13 protein-coding genes and 2 pseudogenes are annotated in these 15,471 nt (G+C 51.5%); 13 read left to right on the top strand and 2 right to left on the bottom strand.

The window, feature by feature from the left end; genetic code table 11:
• The first annotated feature begins 149 nt into the window (after nucleotides 1–149).
• The 6 genes from rfbG (at nucleotide 150) to DWX76_RS00050 (ending at nucleotide 7,282) form a co-directional block, all read left to right on the top strand.
• Nucleotides 150–1,214, top strand: a complete 1,065-nt coding sequence (gene rfbG / locus DWX76_RS00075; RefSeq protein ID WP_118471414.1) for a CDP-glucose 4,6-dehydratase — start codon at nucleotides 150–152, stop codon at nucleotides 1,212–1,214.
• Nucleotides 1,215–1,302: 88 nt separating this feature from the next.
• Nucleotides 1,303–2,658, top strand: coding sequence for a lipopolysaccharide biosynthesis protein RfbH (rfbH, locus tag DWX76_RS00070; protein WP_118471412.1), 1,356 nt, complete (start codon nucleotides 1,303–1,305; stop codon nucleotides 2,656–2,658).
• Between the two features lie 121 nt (nucleotides 2,659–2,779).
• Nucleotides 2,780–3,673 carry a LicD family protein gene (locus DWX76_RS00065; protein WP_118569924.1) on the top strand — a complete coding sequence of 298 codons (894 nt, stop codon included), beginning with the start codon at nucleotides 2,780–2,782 and terminating at the stop codon, nucleotides 3,671–3,673.
• Nucleotides 3,674–3,783: 110 nt separating this feature from the next.
• The gene (locus tag DWX76_RS00060) at nucleotides 3,784–4,740 is read left to right on the top strand and encodes a glycosyltransferase family 2 protein (RefSeq protein WP_117796321.1); all 957 of its coding nucleotides are present in this window, start codon (nucleotides 3,784–3,786) and stop codon (nucleotides 4,738–4,740) included.
• A 14-nt stretch (nucleotides 4,741–4,754) separates the two neighbouring features.
• The gene (locus tag DWX76_RS00055; RefSeq protein WP_117796289.1) at nucleotides 4,755–6,500 is read left to right on the top strand and encodes a D-alanyl-D-alanine carboxypeptidase family protein; all 1,746 of its coding nucleotides are present in this window, start codon (nucleotides 4,755–4,757) and stop codon (nucleotides 6,498–6,500) included.
• A 188-nt stretch (nucleotides 6,501–6,688) separates the two neighbouring features.
• Complete coding sequence (locus DWX76_RS00050; RefSeq protein ID WP_182429704.1) at nucleotides 6,689–7,282, top strand: hypothetical protein; 594 nt, start codon at nucleotides 6,689–6,691, stop codon at nucleotides 7,280–7,282.
• A gap of 136 nt (nucleotides 7,283–7,418) precedes the next feature.
• On the opposite strand, the gene DWX76_RS00045 is transcribed toward DWX76_RS00050, so the two are convergent.
• Nucleotides 7,419–8,396, bottom strand: coding sequence for a zinc dependent phospholipase C family protein (locus DWX76_RS00045; protein WP_117796288.1), 978 nt, complete (start codon nucleotides 8,394–8,396; stop codon nucleotides 7,419–7,421).
• Between the two features lie 382 nt (nucleotides 8,397–8,778).
• Here DWX76_RS00045 and DWX76_RS14105 point away from each other — a divergent pair, with 382 nt between their 5' ends.
• Both DWX76_RS14105 and DWX76_RS00035 read left to right on the top strand, forming a co-directional pair.
• Nucleotides 8,779–9,297 carry an alanine:cation symporter family protein gene (locus DWX76_RS14105; protein WP_243022399.1) on the top strand — a complete coding sequence of 173 codons (519 nt, stop codon included), beginning with the start codon at nucleotides 8,779–8,781 and terminating at the stop codon, nucleotides 9,295–9,297.
• Nucleotides 9,183–10,135 (top strand): annotated as a pseudogene (locus DWX76_RS00035) (alanine:cation symporter family protein). Before DWX76_RS14105 ends, DWX76_RS00035 begins: the two are co-directional and overlap by 115 nt.
• Before the next feature lie 367 nt (nucleotides 10,136–10,502).
• Here the strand turns inward: DWX76_RS00035 and DWX76_RS00030 are convergent.
• Nucleotides 10,503–10,943: a hypothetical protein gene (locus DWX76_RS00030; RefSeq protein ID WP_118471406.1), complete on the bottom strand. Its 441-nt coding sequence runs from the start codon at nucleotides 10,941–10,943 to the stop codon at nucleotides 10,503–10,505.
• 283 nt (nucleotides 10,944–11,226) lie between these two features.
• Between DWX76_RS00030 and DWX76_RS00025 the strand changes: the two are divergent.
• The 5 genes and pseudogenes from DWX76_RS00025 (at nucleotide 11,227) to DWX76_RS00005 (ending at nucleotide 15,306) form a co-directional block, all read left to right on the top strand.
• Nucleotides 11,227–11,753 (top strand): annotated as a pseudogene (locus DWX76_RS00025) (peptidylprolyl isomerase).
• 3 nt (nucleotides 11,754–11,756) lie between these two features.
• Complete coding sequence (locus DWX76_RS00020; RefSeq protein WP_118569922.1) at nucleotides 11,757–12,458, top strand: GNAT family N-acetyltransferase; 702 nt, start codon at nucleotides 11,757–11,759, stop codon at nucleotides 12,456–12,458.
• A gap of 55 nt (nucleotides 12,459–12,513) precedes the next feature.
• Nucleotides 12,514–13,425, top strand: coding sequence for a 4-(cytidine 5'-diphospho)-2-C-methyl-D-erythritol kinase (ispE, locus tag DWX76_RS00015; RefSeq protein WP_022360083.1), 912 nt, complete (start codon nucleotides 12,514–12,516; stop codon nucleotides 13,423–13,425).
• Complete coding sequence (locus DWX76_RS00010) at nucleotides 13,409–14,089, top strand: GntR family transcriptional regulator (protein ID WP_107000683.1); 681 nt, start codon at nucleotides 13,409–13,411, stop codon at nucleotides 14,087–14,089. The genes ispE and DWX76_RS00010 overlap by 17 nt, the downstream gene beginning before the upstream one ends.
• Nucleotides 14,086–15,306 (top strand): aldo/keto reductase, encoded by a 1,221-nt coding sequence (locus DWX76_RS00005; protein WP_118569921.1) that lies wholly within the window; start codon nucleotides 14,086–14,088, stop codon nucleotides 15,304–15,306. The genes DWX76_RS00010 and DWX76_RS00005 overlap by 4 nt, the downstream gene beginning before the upstream one ends.
• Nucleotides 15,307–15,471 lie beyond the last annotated feature (165 nt).

Below are 15,471 nucleotides of genomic sequence, written 5' to 3'. Positions count from 1 at the left end.
CGCCATTAACGAACGAACAGCCATGCGAAGTAGGGCGGTAGAGCGCGATAGCGCGGGTTCGTGAGTGGACGGGTGAGAAATATAATAAGAGCACTCAGCAAAGATAATGGAGTGATGAAATCACGAAATTAATTAAAAAGAGGAAAACTATGGAACTTCTTGATTTTTATAAAGGAAAGCGGGTCCTTGTGACCGGTGACACAGGCTTTAAGGGAAGCTGGCTGGTCCGCATTCTCCATCTGGCGGGGGCGGAGGTGACCGGCTATGCGCTGAAAGCGCCGACCGAGCCGTCGATGTTTGAGATCCTGCATCTGGGGGAGACGATTCACCATGTGGATGGGGATGTGCGCGATTTTGCCCATTTAAAACAGGTGTTTGATGAGACGAAGCCGGAGATTGTACTCCACCTGGCAGCGCAGCCGATCGTGCGCGAGTCGTACCGGGATCCGGTCGGCACGTATGCGGCGAATGTCATGGGTACGGTTCATGTGCTGGAATGCGCCAGACAGTGTGAATCCGTCCGCTCTCTCGTCAATGTGACGACGGACAAGGTTTATGAAAATAAGGAATGGGAGTACGGTTACCGCGAAAATGACCCGCTGGACGGCTATGATCCGTATTCCAATAGCAAATCCTGTTCGGAGCTGGTGACACACAGCTATAAGCAGTCGTTCTTCACGGACGGCCGCTGCGCCGTCTCAACCTGTCGTGCTGGCAATGTGATCGGCGGCGGTGATTTTGCGGCGGACCGGATCGTGCCGGACTGCGTGCGCGCAGCGGAAAAGAAAGAGCCGATCATCGTGCGGAATCCGCATTCGACGCGCCCGTTCCAGCATGTGTTAGAGCCGCTGTTTTTGTATCTGACGGTGGCAAAGGCGCAGTGGGAAAATGCGGAGCTGGCGGGCTGCTACAACGTCGGACCGGATGACTGTGACTGCGTCAATACAGGACGTCTGGCGGATCTGTTCTGTGAAACATGGGGCGGCGGGATGCATTGGATCAACCGCTATGACGGAGGTCCGCATGAGGCGAATTTTCTGAAACTGGATTGTTCCAAAGTGAAAAAGGTATTTGGCTGGAAGCCGCACTTCCATGTAGAAGAAGCGATGGCTGCGACGGTGGAATGGTCGAAGAAGTGGCTTGCCGGAGCGGATATGCGCGAGGTGACGGATGAGCAGATCCGGGCGTATGCGGCTCGGTTTGAAGAAAAATAAATAGATGCAGGCGGCTGCACGAAAGGTGTGTCTGGCAGCAGGCAGAACGGGTGCGGCAGAGAGCAGTAGCAAAAGCAGGAGGAGAAACATGTCAGAAGAAAAAGTAACCCTGTCGGACGGAAAAGAGGCTGCGCGTCAGCAGATTCTCGATCTGGTGGCAGAGTATTGCGATAAATATCATAATCAGAAAAAAGAATTTACCGAGGGACAGCGGATTCCGTATGCGTCCCGCGTTTACGATAACCATGAGATGGTCAATCTGGTAGACAGTGCGCTGGAGTTCTGGCTGACCTCCGGACGTTACACCGATCAGTTTGAGGCGGGGCTTGCGAAGTACCTGGGCGTCAAATACTGTTCCCTTGTAAACTCCGGATCCTCTGCGAACCTGATCGCATTTATGGCGCTGACTTCCCCATTGTTGGGAGAACGCCGGGTGCGCCGCGGCGATGAGATCATCACGGTTGCGGCAGGTTTCCCGACGACGGTAACCCCGGCGATCCAGTATGGCGCAGTTCCGGTATTTGTGGATGTGACGATTCCACAGTACAATATCGACGCCGACAAACTGGAGGCGGCGCTTTCAGAAAAGACGAAAGCGGTTATGATTGCCCACACGCTGGGAAATCCGTTTGATTTACAGAAGGTAAAAGAATTCTGTGACCGTCATGACTTGTGGCTGGTGGAGGATAACTGTGATGCCCTCGGAAGCCGCTATGAGCTGAACGGCGAGTGGCATTTTACCGGTACGATCGGAGATATCGGAACCTCCAGCTTTTATCCGCCGCACCACATGACGATGGGAGAGGGCGGCGCCGTGTACACGGACAATCCGCTTTTAAACAAGATTATCCGTTCCTTCCGCGACTGGGGACGCGACTGTGTCTGCCCGTCCGGCTGCGATAACCTCTGCGGTCACCGATTTGACCGCCAGTATGGTGAGCTGCCGCTTGGCTACGACCATAAATATGTATACTCCCATTTTGGATATAATTTAAAGGCGACCGACCTGCAGGCGTCGATCGGCTGCGCGCAGCTTGAAAAGTTTCCATCCTTCGTGGAGCGCAGAAAACACAATTTCGCCCGTCTGAAAGCGGGACTTGCCGGAACCGAGGACGCATATATCCTGCCGGTTGCCTGTGAGCATTCCGATCCGAGCTGGTTTGGTTTCCTTCTGACCTGCCAAGAGGGCGTGGATCGGAACAAGGTAGTCAAATATGTCGAGGAAAAGGGCGTGCAGACGCGTATGCTCTTTGCCGGAAACCTGATCAAGCATCCGTGCTTTGATGAGATGCGGAAAGAAAACTGCGGCTACCGCGTAGCCGGAACTCTGGAAAATACCGACCGTATCATGCGCGATACCTTCTGGGTCGGCGTTTATCCGGGCATGACAGATGAAATGATTGATTATATGGCAAAGACACTTCGTGAGGCATGCCGTCAGTAGGGACGGGGACCGCGGCAATTCACAGGCGGGGAGATACTCTGCCTGTAAGAAAATGCCTGTGAAAATGAGCAGCTGTGACAGAGAATGAGCAGTTGCAGAAGAAAATGAGGGGACAACCATCATGAATGAGGAAAAATCAGAGAGCCTCAGGGCGGTCAAACTGCCGCCGTATCCGGGGCTTGAGAAGGTTCACCGGGCGAATCTGCGCCTTTTGAAGGAGATAGACCGGATCTGCCGGAAATACAAGATTTCCTATATGCTGGATTCCGGGACACTTTTGGGCGCGGTGCGTCATGAGGGATTTATCCCGTGGGATGATGATGTCGATCTGGCATTTACACGTGCCAATTATGAGATGTTTTTGAAGGTAGCGCCGCGGGAGCTGCCGGAGGGAATGTCCCTGTTGCGCCCGGAGGAGATCCGGGGTGGCAAGGTGTTTTATGATTTTACAACGCGCGTCATCTATGACAACAGCCGCGTCCATGAGGACAATGAGCAGATGCAGTTTTATGAGGGAAAATTAAACCATCTCTGGGTGGATCTGTTCGTCCTTGACCGCCTGCCGGATAGTAAGGTGGGCGCGTGGAGCGCAAAATTTCTTCAGAAGGTTATTTATGGAATGGCGATCGCACACCGTGATCAGATTGATTTCAGCAAATACAGCCTGATGGATAAGCTGCGGGTTGGTGTGCTGGCAGGTGTGGGACACCTTGTCCCGATGCCGGTTTTATTTAAGCTGCAGAGACTTGCAGCGGCGAAGGATCGCAAAAAGAAGACGAAACACTGGTATTACAGCAATTACCAGCCGGATTATCTCTATGTAACGCTGGAGGGCGCATGGTGCGAGCACGCGGTGGATCTGCCGTTTGAGGACACAAAGCTGATGGTGCCGGTGGGCTATGAGCATGTGCTGGAGTGGATTTACGGCGACTATATGACGCTGCCGCCGGTGGAAAAACGGGTTCCGGCACATTCTTCGATAGCGATCGAAATTTTGGATGACCCGGATGCTTAATTGAAAGATGAAATATGAGTAAGAAAGATAAGAAAAAACGGACAGACGGCATGGAAGATAAGAAGAAAAATGAAACCAGACAGTCGACCATGCAGAACAGGATGGAAAATATGAACGGACAGAAACCAAAGACGATCTCGATCGTGATTTCTGTTTACAACGAGGAAAAGGCGCTGCATGAGTTCTATCGGGAGGCAACTCCGGTTTTTGAGGCGCTGCCGTGGAATTACGAACTGATTTTTGTCAACGACGGAAGTGCGGACGCCTCGGGGCAGATTCTGGCAGAACTGGCGGCAGCGGATCCGCGGGTACGTGTGATCAACTTTTCACGCAACTTTGGCCATGAGGCGGCGATGCTTGCGGGGCTGGATCACAGCAGCGGGGAGGGCATCGTGTGTATGGATGCCGATCTGCAGCATCCGCCGGAATGTGTGGCGCAGATAATCGAAAAATTCGAAGAGGGCTATGAGGTTATCAACATGGTCCGGACGAAAAATAAATCGGCTGGATTCATCAAAAACCTGACGTCTTCTGCTTTTTATAAATTTTTGAACAAGATTTCAGATGTGAAGCTGGAAAATAACGCATCCGATTTCTTTGCGCTGACTGCCAATGCGGCGCAGGTGTTAAAGACCAATTACCGGGAAAAAGTGCGTTTCCTGCGCGGCTATGTGCAGAATATCGGATTTAACCGGACGACCATCGAGTATGAGGCGAGAGCCAGGGTGGCGGGCGAGAGCAAGTACAGCATCCGGAAATTATTTAAATTTTCGATCAATACGATTCTCTGCTTTTCGGATCTGCCGCTAAAGCTCGGCATTTACTCGGGAATTATTGTGGGCTTTCTGGGGCTGCTCGTGATGCTGGAAACGATTTATGAGTGGGCGGTCAAAGGAACGCCCAATGGTTACGCGACGATCGTAGTGCTTTTATGCTTTATGTTCGCGATGCTGTTCGTGATTGTGGGAATTATCGGGGAGTATATCGCGATCCTGTTTACAGAATTGAAGGATCGTCCAATTTATATCGTTCATGATACAAAAGGATTTCCGGAAAAGGAAAGCTGACAGGAAGGAATCGTATGAAGAGATTAAGACGTTTACTGATAAGTTTGATGATTACGGCACTGATGGCTGCCGGAATGCCGATGACGGCATTTGCAAAGCCGGACTGGCCCTCGGATACGGGGATCGAGTCGGAGGCAGGCATTGTCATGGATGCGGACTCCGGGGCGGTTTTATTTGGGCAGAACATCCATGTGCAGAAGGCGCCGGCAAGTATCACGAAAATATTGACGGCGCTCGTAGTCATTGAGAACAGCAGTCTGGATGATACGGTCACATTTTCCCACGATGCCGTTTACAACGTGGAAGATGGCAGCGGAAACAAGAACGCCATCGAGGAGGGCGACACGCTTTCGGTGCGCGATTGTCTCTACCTGCTGCTGATGCGTTCTTCCAACCAGGCGGCGAATGCGCTGGCGGAGCATGTGGGCGGAAGCCGCGACGGTTTTGTGAAGATGATGAACGAGAAGACGGCGGAGCTTGGCTGTGAGAACAGCCATTTTGCGAATCCGTCCGGTCTGAATGACGACACACAGCTCACTTCGGTGTATGATATGGCGCTGATCGCATCGGCGGCGTATAAAAATGACACGCTTTTAACGATCAGTAAGGATAAGAGCTACCGATTACCGGCGACGAAGAACAATCCGGACGGTGTGACCATCCAGCCGGAGCACAAGCTTCTTATCACGACTGACACAGAGAGTCCGAACTATTATCCATATGCGGTGGCCGGAAAGACCGGTTACACATCCGTTGCGGGGCAGACGCTTGTTACCTATGCGATCAAGGATGACAGACGCCAGATCGCGGTCACGATGAAGAGTACGCAGGCGACCCATTATCAGGATACGATTGCATTGCTGGATTTCGGCTTTCTACGGTTTGAAAATGTAAATATTTCGGAAAATGAGACGGCATACACAAGCGGCGATCAGCCGGTGCAGATCGGAGACAATAGCTATCAGCCGTCCGATTTATCGATGGATACGTCGGCAGTCATCACGATCCCGAAGGATGCTTCGTTTGCGGATGCGGAGAAGACGGTGGTAACGGATCTGCCGGAGGATGCACCGCTGGGCGCGGTGGCACTGCTTTCTTACAAATACAACGACCGCAAGATCGGACAGGTGTATCTGATCAGCGCATCGGCGGCAGAAGCGGCAGCAAACGGGGAGACGGCTCCGGATGACGGAAATACGGCATCGGATCCGGCAGCATCCAATACAGGCGCGTCCGGAAAACCAAAGCAGGCGAAATCTTCGTTCCACCTGACCCTGCCGAAACTTCCGAAAGTATCGGTGAGAACGGTGCTGATTGTGGTCGTCAGTGTGCTTCTGGCAGCGGCGTGTGCGGCGCTTGTATGGTTGTTCTACCAGCGTCATCAGGAAGAAAAGAGACGCCAGGAGGAGCGGAGAAAACGGAGAAGACAGCGTCTGCAGGAGATCGGCTGTTCGCGGGAAGAGTTTGAAAAACTGCTTGAAAAGCGGATGGGCGCGTCCTACAGGGCGCCTGGCACAGCGGAGGCAGATGAGAGCACAGAGCAGGCGGAGTCTGACATGGATGTGCGATCTGGTTCAGGACAGGTTCCGGCGGCAGATGCAGCCGCGTCCCGGCTGGCAGAGAGTGGAAAAGTAAGAACTGGTTCCACGGAAAAGAAGCCGCTGAAAGAAAAACCTGCACAGAAAGAGGCAGAGGATGCCAAAACACAGCAGGGTGTGCAGGAGGATGACACAGAGCTTACGGTTGAGGATTTGGATTGACAACCTGGATGCGCTAAATGGCGGTAAAATGGTCCAGATGGATTGTTTACGGGAAATTTTGGAAAGTATGAAGATTTTTTGAATTTTTCTAAAATGACTACAAAAACAAAAGGCGATATTATATAATAGCCATGCGGTTCGGGCTGGTTCCGGCTGTGAATGAGTGAATGAAGGGATAGAAGAACACGATGAAAAAACTTCTGATAATGATGGTTGCGTGTATGGCGCTGCTCAGCGGATGCACGGAGAGTACGATTGTAAAACCGACTTCTGAGACGGTAGTCGGAGATCCGAATTTTGAGACCCAGGAAAATGTTGAGATCGACTGGACACAGGTCAGCACGGACGCGGAAGACATGTTCAAGGATACAAGTACCTACGAGTACGGCCGCGATTTCCATTTCTATATGGAGCCGAACAAGAAACAGATCATGCTGATCTGGGTAGTGGCAGATGATCTGCCGGATGATCAGATAGGAACCTATGCGGAAGATTTAATCAAGGGATTCAACGACATTGTCCACACCCAGGACTTCTCGATTGAGATGTCCGGTGAAGATTCCTACGGCGGACTGTGGAAACAGTATACACTGTCCTACAGCATCGTTCCGGAGAGCGACCAGGATAACGAGGACGCATGGTTTATCAGTGGTTCCTATGAGGCTGGCGCAGATTTCAAACTTCCGGATACCAAAGAGCTGATTTCCAAGGTGAAAGAGAAAGAAGCAGCAGGCGAGTACGATACGACTGAGGCGGAGGAAGAGACAGAGAACGCAGAATAAGAGGTTGTCTGCACAGACACGGGATATTTTCTGTGTATAATTAAGAGAAAAGTGATCAAAAAAGCTGTCATATGAGAAACAGATGAGTGTTCTTCATATGACAGCTTTTATTTACCAGGAACCGAAGTACGTGTTTTCACTCAACAGGTAGTCCGCTGTGATAAGACTCATTCCCCAGTTCAGCCAGAAGCGGCGATAAATCCTGTTTATCTAACGGCATGTTGTCTGTGACGGCGCTGTTTAAAAGCGCATAGACACGGCTGCATTTGTCCAATGTTTCATGGAAGAGATCAACAAACGAGGCGGTTGAGACGCGGGTCGGATCCCACGGGTTGCCCCATGCTTCGTGGTTTAGGTTACAGCTGCTCCGGTAGTCGGTTACGGAGTCCGTTACCATTTTCGCGGAAGCAACTGGGTGGTTGACGAAGATGGATTCGACCTGTGCAATGCCGAATTTTTTCTTGCCGTTCTTGTCCGAGAGTGTCCGGCAGCCGAAGCGCAGCGCCCAGATGGAGCGGTGCACCATCGCCGGAGTAACCTGGAAGTTGTTGCGGTAGGTGATCGGATAATAGGTTTCGTTGATGCAGGAAGCCAGGAAATGGGAAATAAACTGGATTTCCTGTCCATTTAGACAGATCGTGGCGGTCTGGTTAAATTCGGACGGCTTCTTTTTTTTATATTTCCAGAGCAGGATCGCGTCGAGCTCATTTTCCAGATGTGCGTGCATCCCGTGATGCATGGAGGTCGGGGCATCCACTGGATAGCCGATGCGCCCGTACACGTAAGGATGACAGATCGAATCGGCAATGTAATGGTTTATAAATCCGGCCAGATAGGAGATGGCTTCCTCCTGCTGCTGGCGCGAGCGGATGGTTCCAATACGGCGCAGACAGCACTCAAAAAAGGCGTTTACCTTGTGTTCGTGCATATAGGAACCGACGTTGCGGTAATCGCGGTGGCGCAGGATCGGGATATTATAGAAAAACATATCCGGTCCCTGCAGACCGAGCTGGTAGAGCCAGCGGTATTTGGCGATCGTGTGTTTTAAGGGTGTGAACGGCATATCGTTGTATGCTTTCATGCCGAATATATAGTGCGTGGTAAAACCTGGCATATTGTTTTCATCCTTTCCAGAAGGACAGAGATTTGGAAATTTGTCCGCCTGTCCGATATGCTTATTGTAGCACTGCCGGTCTGGTTTGTCATGGGGTTTGCGGATGTTTACGGAAAGTGTAAGAAAATGTGGTTACTGTACACGGGTAGGCACTTTTGGAACCGAAAGTGCCGTAAGAAAACGTGGTGGCAGCAGGAATTTGCCGTATTTAAATGCGAAGCCACGGCAAATTCCGTTACTGGACACGTATGCGTGTACAGTAACAAAATGTGGATGGAAAGAGAGTTCTCGGAAGGCAATATCACGGCTTGGAGAATGAAATATCATAGTAAATCATAGGATTGATTTGATAGAGTGAAAATAGATATAGAAAGGTGCTCGGATGGAAGCGCTCAGAATCGTACAGAAAATGGTGTGGGGACCGTGGCTTCTGGGACTGTTTCTGGCGGTTGGAGTCCTCTGCATGGTGCGTCTGCGGGGATTTCCGATCCGTCATATCAGAGTCTGGTGGGGAGAGACGGTTGGGAACGGCGGGAAAGGACAGCTTTTGACGACCTGCACCGCGCTGGCGGCGACGGTCGGAACGGGAAATATCACGGGCGTGGCAGCCGCGTTGGCGATCGGTGGTCCGGGTGCTGTGTTCTGGATGTGGGCGGCGGCATTTCTGGGGATGGCGCTGGCATATACGGAGGTTTATCTGGGAATTTTGTATGGGGGCGGACCTTATGTCTATCTGGAAAATGGGGTTGGAGCTGTTTCGCTGGAAAATGCTATGCCCTGTTTTGCGTGCTGGCGTCGCTTGGAATGGGATGCATGGTACAGGCGGGGGCTCTGGCGGATAGTCTGCGCTATGCAGCGTCCCTGCCGCCGCTTGGAACCGGTATCATACTGGCAGCTTTGACTGCCGTGGTGCTCTTTGGCGGGGCAAAACGCATCGGATGGACGGCTCGGTGCTGGTACCGGTATCGGCGGGGCTGTATCTGCTGGCAGGTGGAATCGCCGTGTTCAGCTTTTATGATCAGATACCGGAAGTATTGGTGAAAATTGTGGGCGGGGCATTTGGACTGGCAGATAATGCAGGACAGACGGATGGAAGCAGTATTTTGAATTTTTCAGGAATTTCGGGCGGGATGACCGGGTACGGAATGGCAGCGGCGATCCGGAGCGGGGTATCGCGCGGTGTGTTTTCCAATGAGGCGGGCCTGGGGAGTCTGGCGGTGCTGCATGGGATGAGTGAGGGAAAGGGGAGGCTAAGACAGAGGCAGGAAGCGCAGAAACAGGGAATGTGGGCGATTTTCGAGGTATTTTTCGATACGATCATAGGGTGCAGCCTGACCGCTTTTTTACTGCTCTGTGTATTTCCACACAATCTGACCGAGAAGATCGGTTCCCTGGGCGGCAGCGGCGCGGTGGCGGCGGCTCTGGCAGCCCGTTTTGGGAATGCAGGCGGCATGGTGACGGCGGCGTGCATGGTGCTGTTTGCCTTTGCCACGATCCTTGCCTGGTTTTACATCGGCGATCAGGCCCTTGGATGGCTGATGCGGGATGTCCCACAGAAGCGCGCCGACAAAATATGTATTTTGTATCACGGGGGTTATCTTGTTTCGGTCTTTCTCGGCTGCGTCAGCCGGATGGAAGCCGTCTGGGCGGTATCTGATATTTTCAATGGGCTGATGGCGGTGCCAAACCTTGCAGCGCTGGTGGTGCTTGGCAGGAAGGTACGAAGACCGGAACAGTGAGAGAATTGAGGGATTCAGATACAACAAAAGACCTCTCCAGCAGTGAGAGGTCTTTTGGTATTGAAAAAGGGAGGAGAGCTGATATAAACTCAGCTCGGTATTATGAAAAAAATTTGTAAGCATTGCTTGTTGCTATGGTTATAGTATAGGGAAAAATCGTGAAGAAACCATGTTAATTGTGTAAAAGGTTTTTTAATGAAGTGTGAACGAAATATGAACGCGGAACATGGATTCCATGATCCTGGTAAGTATGTTTTATGTTCAGAGGATCGAAAATGGCAGCCTGGGCAGGAAGCGCAGATATTTTGCGTGCTTCGTCTGTCAAGACTGCCATAAAAAATACGGGTATAAAGTGTGTCAACAATCCTTATTCCGCTTTTTTAACTGATAAAACGGTTCCGCTGAATGCATCCACTTCACTGACGGTTCCCGTATACGTTACGGTAACTTTATCCCCATCTTTTACATCAGAAAGCCCGTCCGGTTTCTGATCCTGCTCGAAGCTGAATTCATAATCGGTTCCGTCGGCGGTGATCGTAAACATAAAGTCTTTGATGTCGCTGATCGTACCAGTCAATGTGGACTGTTTTGCATCGGCAGTTCCTTCGGATGGAAGAACGGCGTCTTTGGCGTCTTCTTTTAAATCATCCATCGGGCTGCTTTCGTCCATGCCATTCGAGCTGGACTCGGAGGAGGCGGACTGGGACGATTCATTAGCAGTCGGTTCATTCACGTTTTTGGAAGAGCAGGCGGTTGCGAGCGAGAGGATCGCAGCCGCGCCCAGGATAGCAAAATATGTTTTTTTCATAGTACATTACCAACCTTTCTTTTGACTTAGTTTGCTCACAGATGTATGATGCAGGACAGATGATGATTCCTGAGCGCAACATTCATCTTTTCGCATAGAATGTCCATTTCGACATTGTGCTATACATCTTAAGCCATAAATGTGAACGAATTGTGAGGAGAAACTTACGAAATGTAAAGAAAATGGACAAATATGGAACGAAAAACAGTCGATTTTCGAACGTTCTTATGGTATAATGTGACCACTTAATGAGGTATTTTTTAAAATTCAGGAGGAAACATACATGAAAAATCCAGTTGTTACCATTGAGATGGAAAATGGCGATATCATGAAGGCAGAGCTCTACCCAGAGATTGCGCCGAACACAGTCAACAACTTTATCAGCCTGATCAAGAAGGGCTTTTATGATGGTCTGATCTTCCACCGTGTCATCAAGGGCTTTATGATTCAGGGCGGATGCCCGAATGGAAATGGTATGGGCGGTCCAGGGTATACCATCAAGGGTGAGTTCAGCCAGAATGGTTTTACGAACAATTTCAAGCACACCAAGGGCGTTCTCTCTATGGCGCGTGCGATGGACCCGAACTCCGCAGGTTCCCAGTTCTTCATCATGCATGAGACTTCCCCGCATCTGGATGGTCAGTATGCATCCTCGGGAAGATAGTTGAAGGTCTGGATATCGTGGACAAGATTGCCGGCGTCCGTACCGACTGGGGCGATCGTCCGCTGAAAGAGCAGAAGATCAAAAAGATGACCGTTGACACCTTCGGCGAGGAGTACCCGGAGCCGGAAAAAGGAAAAGAAAGATAATCTATGACAATCGAACGAGAAGTAACCATTGCGGGACAGACATACCCGGTGATTCTCTCCGATGAAAACGAAGCTCTTCAGGCTGCGAAAGCAGCCGGGAGAGCTATTGTTGGCTTATGGAGGGAAAACGAGGAAAAACAGCCGGCCGACTATTCATCTTGCCTTTACCTTATTACAGACCCTGAAGACGCCGATGAAACATTCCTGGAACGCGTCGTCCGCCGCCACCTGGCTCTCCCGTGGCTCATTGCTGAAACTGACCGCCTCATCATCCGTGAATTTTCCCAGGACGATCCGTTGGAACCGGCATCCGCTGAGGATGCCGACGGAACTTTTTCTGATTGGAACAAGCGCGAGGAATACCGGAAACACCAGTACCGCTTTGCCGAGTGCGGTTTGTGGGCGCTGGAACGCCGCGCGGACGGTGTGCTGGTTGGAAAGGCGGGGCTGACGGACGGAGAGCTGGGATATCATATTTATGAACCGTTCCGCCGTCAGGGATATGCGCTGGAAGCCTGCCGGGCGATTGTGAAATATGGGTTTGAAACGCTGGAGCTGGATAAGATCCGGATTTGCACGAAGCGTTCCAACACGGCTTCACGGATATTGGCGGAAAAAATGGAATTCGTTCAGGTACCTTCATCCTGCAAGGATTCTATTGTATTTTGTATGCAAAAAGGATATAATAACTTGTATACAAAATAATGAAAAAATACAATCTAGTGTGATTACACTAAGGGAACGATGGGAGGAATGACCGATGATCAGGCATCTGGAGCTGAAAGCATATGGAAAGATCAATCTCGGTCTGGATGTAGTCCGCCGGAGAGAAGACGGCTACCACGAAGTGCGGATGATCATGCAGACGGTGCGCGTGTACGACGCGATCGAACTGAACCGGACGGAGGAAGAGGGAATCCGTCTTTCAACGAACCTTTATTATCTGCCGGACAATGAAAATAACTTAGGTTACCGCGCGGCGAAACTTCTGATGGATGAGTTTGGAATCCGCGACGGTGTGGAGATCAAGATGAAGAAATTTATCCCGGTGGCAGCCGGGATGGCAGGCGGCAGCAGCGATGCGGCCGCAGTCCTGTTTGGTGTCAACAAGATGTTCGGACTGGGGCTTTCGAAACAGGAGCTGATGGAGCGCGGCGTCCGTCTGGGGGCGGATGTGCCGTACTGTATCATGCGGGGAACGGCTCTTTCGGAGGGAATCGGGGAGATCCTGACACCGCTTCCGCCGATGCCGCAGTGCCGCGTGCTGATTGCCAAACCGGCGGTCAGCGTTTCGACGAAGCATGTGTACGAGAGCTTAAACCTGCCGTCTCTGGGTGCAGAGGCGCATCCGGATATTGATGCGATGCGGGCGGCGATCGAGAAAAAAGATCTCTCCGGCGTCGTTTCACAGCTTGGAAACGTGCTGGAAACGGTGACGATCCCGGAAAATCCGGTGATTCAGACACTCAAAGATAAGATGATGGAGATGGGCGCGGACGGCTCTTTGATGAGCGGAAGCGGTCCAACCGTATTTGGCTTGTTTACGAACCAGACGGCGGCGCAGGCGGCGTATGAGGAACTCCGCTATGGCAGCAGCCAGGATCTGGCGAAACAGGTATACCTGACTAGTTTTTACAACAGGAAGGGGCACGCAGATGGGGAACAATTTTGAGGTTAAAATGAATGAATATCTCCCACTCAGGGATGTGGTATTCAACACACTCCGGCAGGCAATCTTAAAGGGAGAGCTGGCACCGGGCGAGCGCCTGATGGAGATTCAGCTGGCACAGAAGCTGGGCGTCAGCCGCACCCCGATCCGTGAGGCGATCCGCAAGCTGGAGCTGGAAGGGCTCGTTCTGATGATTCCGCGGCGCGGCGCGGAGGTGGCGCGGATTTCGGAAAAAAGCCTGAAAGATGTGCTGGAAGTGCGCCGTTCGCTGGAGGAACTGGCGATTGAGCTGGCGTGCCAGCGCATGACGGAAGAAGATATGCAGGCATTGGAAGAAGCACAGAAAGCATTTAAAGCGGCAATTGATCAGGGCGATGCGATGAAGATCGCGGAGACGGACGAGGCATATCATGACGTGATCTACCATTCGACCCGCAACAAGCGTCTGGTGCAGATTTTGAACAACCTGCGTGAGCAGATGTACCGGTTCCGTCTGGAATACATCAAGGACGAGGATAAACGGCAGATTCTGCAGTTAGAGCATGAAAAAATATTGGCGGCACTGCGTCTGCGCCATATGGCGGAGGCAAAGGCGGTAGCCAGGGGGCACATAGATAACCAGGAAATCACGGTACTTAAGAATTTAAAGGAGCGGAAGGAAGTATGACATTTAAAGAATTGTACCTGTCCGGACAGGTTCCATTTGAGGAAATCGATCGCTACATTTCCCGTTGGAACCGGTCGGATGATGAGCGGACACTGGCAAAATATCTCGGTCTCAACGCCGATGAGGAGGATGTCTGGATCGATGACAGCGACGAGGCACTGAAAGAGATGCTGGATAAAAGAGAAAGGGTAGCCGGTACGCCGGTTACCCTTGGAAAGACGGATATTATCGTCAATAAAAATGGATTTGGCGCGCTGCCAATCCAGCGTATTTCTTTTGATGATGCGAAGGTACTGCTTCGCAAGGCGTATGATGCGGGTGTCCGTTTCTTTGATACGGCGCGCTTTTATACGGACAGTGAGGAGAAGATCGGCTATGCGCTGAGCGACGTGCGCGAGCATATCTATATTGCGACCAAGACAGCGGCAACGACGGCGGAAGGCTTCTGGAAGGATCTGGAGACGAGTTTACATAATTTAAAAACAGACTACGTGGACATTTACCAGTTCCACAATCCGGCAGTCTGTCCGAAGCCGGGAGACGGAAGCGGTCTTTATGAGGCGATGCTCGAGGCAAAAGAGCAGGGGAAAATCCGTTTCATCGGCATCACGAACCACCGCATGAGCATTGCGGAGGAGGCGATCGAGTCGGGGCTTTACGATACGCTGCAGTTCCCGTTTAATTATCTTTCCACCGAGCGGGAGATCGCGTTGGCGAAGGCCTGTGCGGAGCACGAAATGGGATTTATCGCAATGAAGGGTCTGTCGGGCGGTCTGCTGACCAATTCGGCTGCGATCTATGCCTATATGGCACAGTTTGAGAATGTACTGCCGATCTGGGGCGTACAGAAGGAAAGCGAGCTGGACGAATTTTTAAGCTACATCGGCAATCCGCCGGAACTGACGGACGAGCTGAAAGCTGTTATTGAAAAAGACCAGAAAGAGCTGGCAGGTGAATTCTGCCGTGGCTGCGGCTACTGTATGCCGTGTCCGGCAGGAATCGAGATCAACAACTGTGCGCGTATGTCCCTGCTTCTACGCCGTTCCCCGTCAGCGAGATACCTCTCCCCGGAGGGACAGGCGAAGATGAAGAAGATAGAGGACTGCCTGCACTGCGGACACTGCAAGTCGATGTGCCCGTATGGTCTGGATACGCCGAAGCTTTTGGAGGAGAATTATAAGGATTATAAAGAGGTTCTTGCAGGGAAGAGACTGTAAAGAGAGGATAAATGCAAGAGGCATTTTTCCGTAACTGTTCACGGATAGGCACTTTTGGAACCGAAAGTGCCGTAAGAAAACGTGGTGGCAGCAGGAATTTGCCGTATTTAAATGCGAAGCCACGGCAAATTCCGTTACTGGGCACGTATGCGTGAACAGTAACTA

The sequence above is a fragment of the Clostridium sp. AF21-20LB genome, from assembly GCF_003478795.1.
GTDB classification, from domain to species: Bacteria; Bacillota; Clostridia; order Lachnospirales; family Lachnospiraceae; genus Otoolea; species Otoolea fessa.
The sequence above is the reverse complement of the archived record's forward strand: the minus strand, read 5'-3'. Positions and strand labels throughout refer to the sequence as shown.

What these genes read in the sequence shown, in the direction of transcription:
- rfbG (WP_118471414.1), top strand. Translation starts at nt 150, where the DNA reads ATGGAACTTCTTGATTTTTATAAAGGAAAGCGGGTCCTTGTGACCGGT.
- rfbH (WP_118471412.1), top strand. Translation starts at nt 1,303, where the DNA reads ATGTCAGAAGAAAAAGTAACCCTGTCGGACGGAAAAGAGGCTGCGCGT.
- DWX76_RS00065 (WP_118569924.1), top strand. Translation starts at nt 2,780, where the DNA reads ATGAATGAGGAAAAATCAGAGAGCCTCAGGGCGGTCAAACTGCCGCCG.
- DWX76_RS00060 (WP_117796321.1), top strand. Translation starts at nt 3,784, where the DNA reads ATGAACGGACAGAAACCAAAGACGATCTCGATCGTGATTTCTGTTTAC.
- DWX76_RS00055 (WP_117796289.1), top strand. Translation starts at nt 4,755, where the DNA reads ATGAAGAGATTAAGACGTTTACTGATAAGTTTGATGATTACGGCACTG.
- DWX76_RS00050 (WP_182429704.1), top strand. Translation starts at nt 6,689, where the DNA reads ATGAAAAAACTTCTGATAATGATGGTTGCGTGTATGGCGCTGCTCAGC.
- DWX76_RS00045 (WP_117796288.1), bottom strand. Translation starts at nt 8,396, where the DNA reads ATGCCAGGTTTTACCACGCACTATATATTCGGCATGAAAGCATACAAC.
- DWX76_RS14105 (WP_243022399.1), top strand. Translation starts at nt 8,779, where the DNA reads ATGGAAGCGCTCAGAATCGTACAGAAAATGGTGTGGGGACCGTGGCTT.
- DWX76_RS00030 (WP_118471406.1), bottom strand. Translation starts at nt 10,943, where the DNA reads ATGAAAAAAACATATTTTGCTATCCTGGGCGCGGCTGCGATCCTCTCG.
- DWX76_RS00020 (WP_118569922.1), top strand. Translation starts at nt 11,757, where the DNA reads ATGACAATCGAACGAGAAGTAACCATTGCGGGACAGACATACCCGGTG.
- ispE (WP_022360083.1), top strand. Translation starts at nt 12,514, where the DNA reads ATGATCAGGCATCTGGAGCTGAAAGCATATGGAAAGATCAATCTCGGT.
- DWX76_RS00010 (WP_107000683.1), top strand. Translation starts at nt 13,409, where the DNA reads ATGGGGAACAATTTTGAGGTTAAAATGAATGAATATCTCCCACTCAGG.
- DWX76_RS00005 (WP_118569921.1), top strand. Translation starts at nt 14,086, where the DNA reads ATGACATTTAAAGAATTGTACCTGTCCGGACAGGTTCCATTTGAGGAA.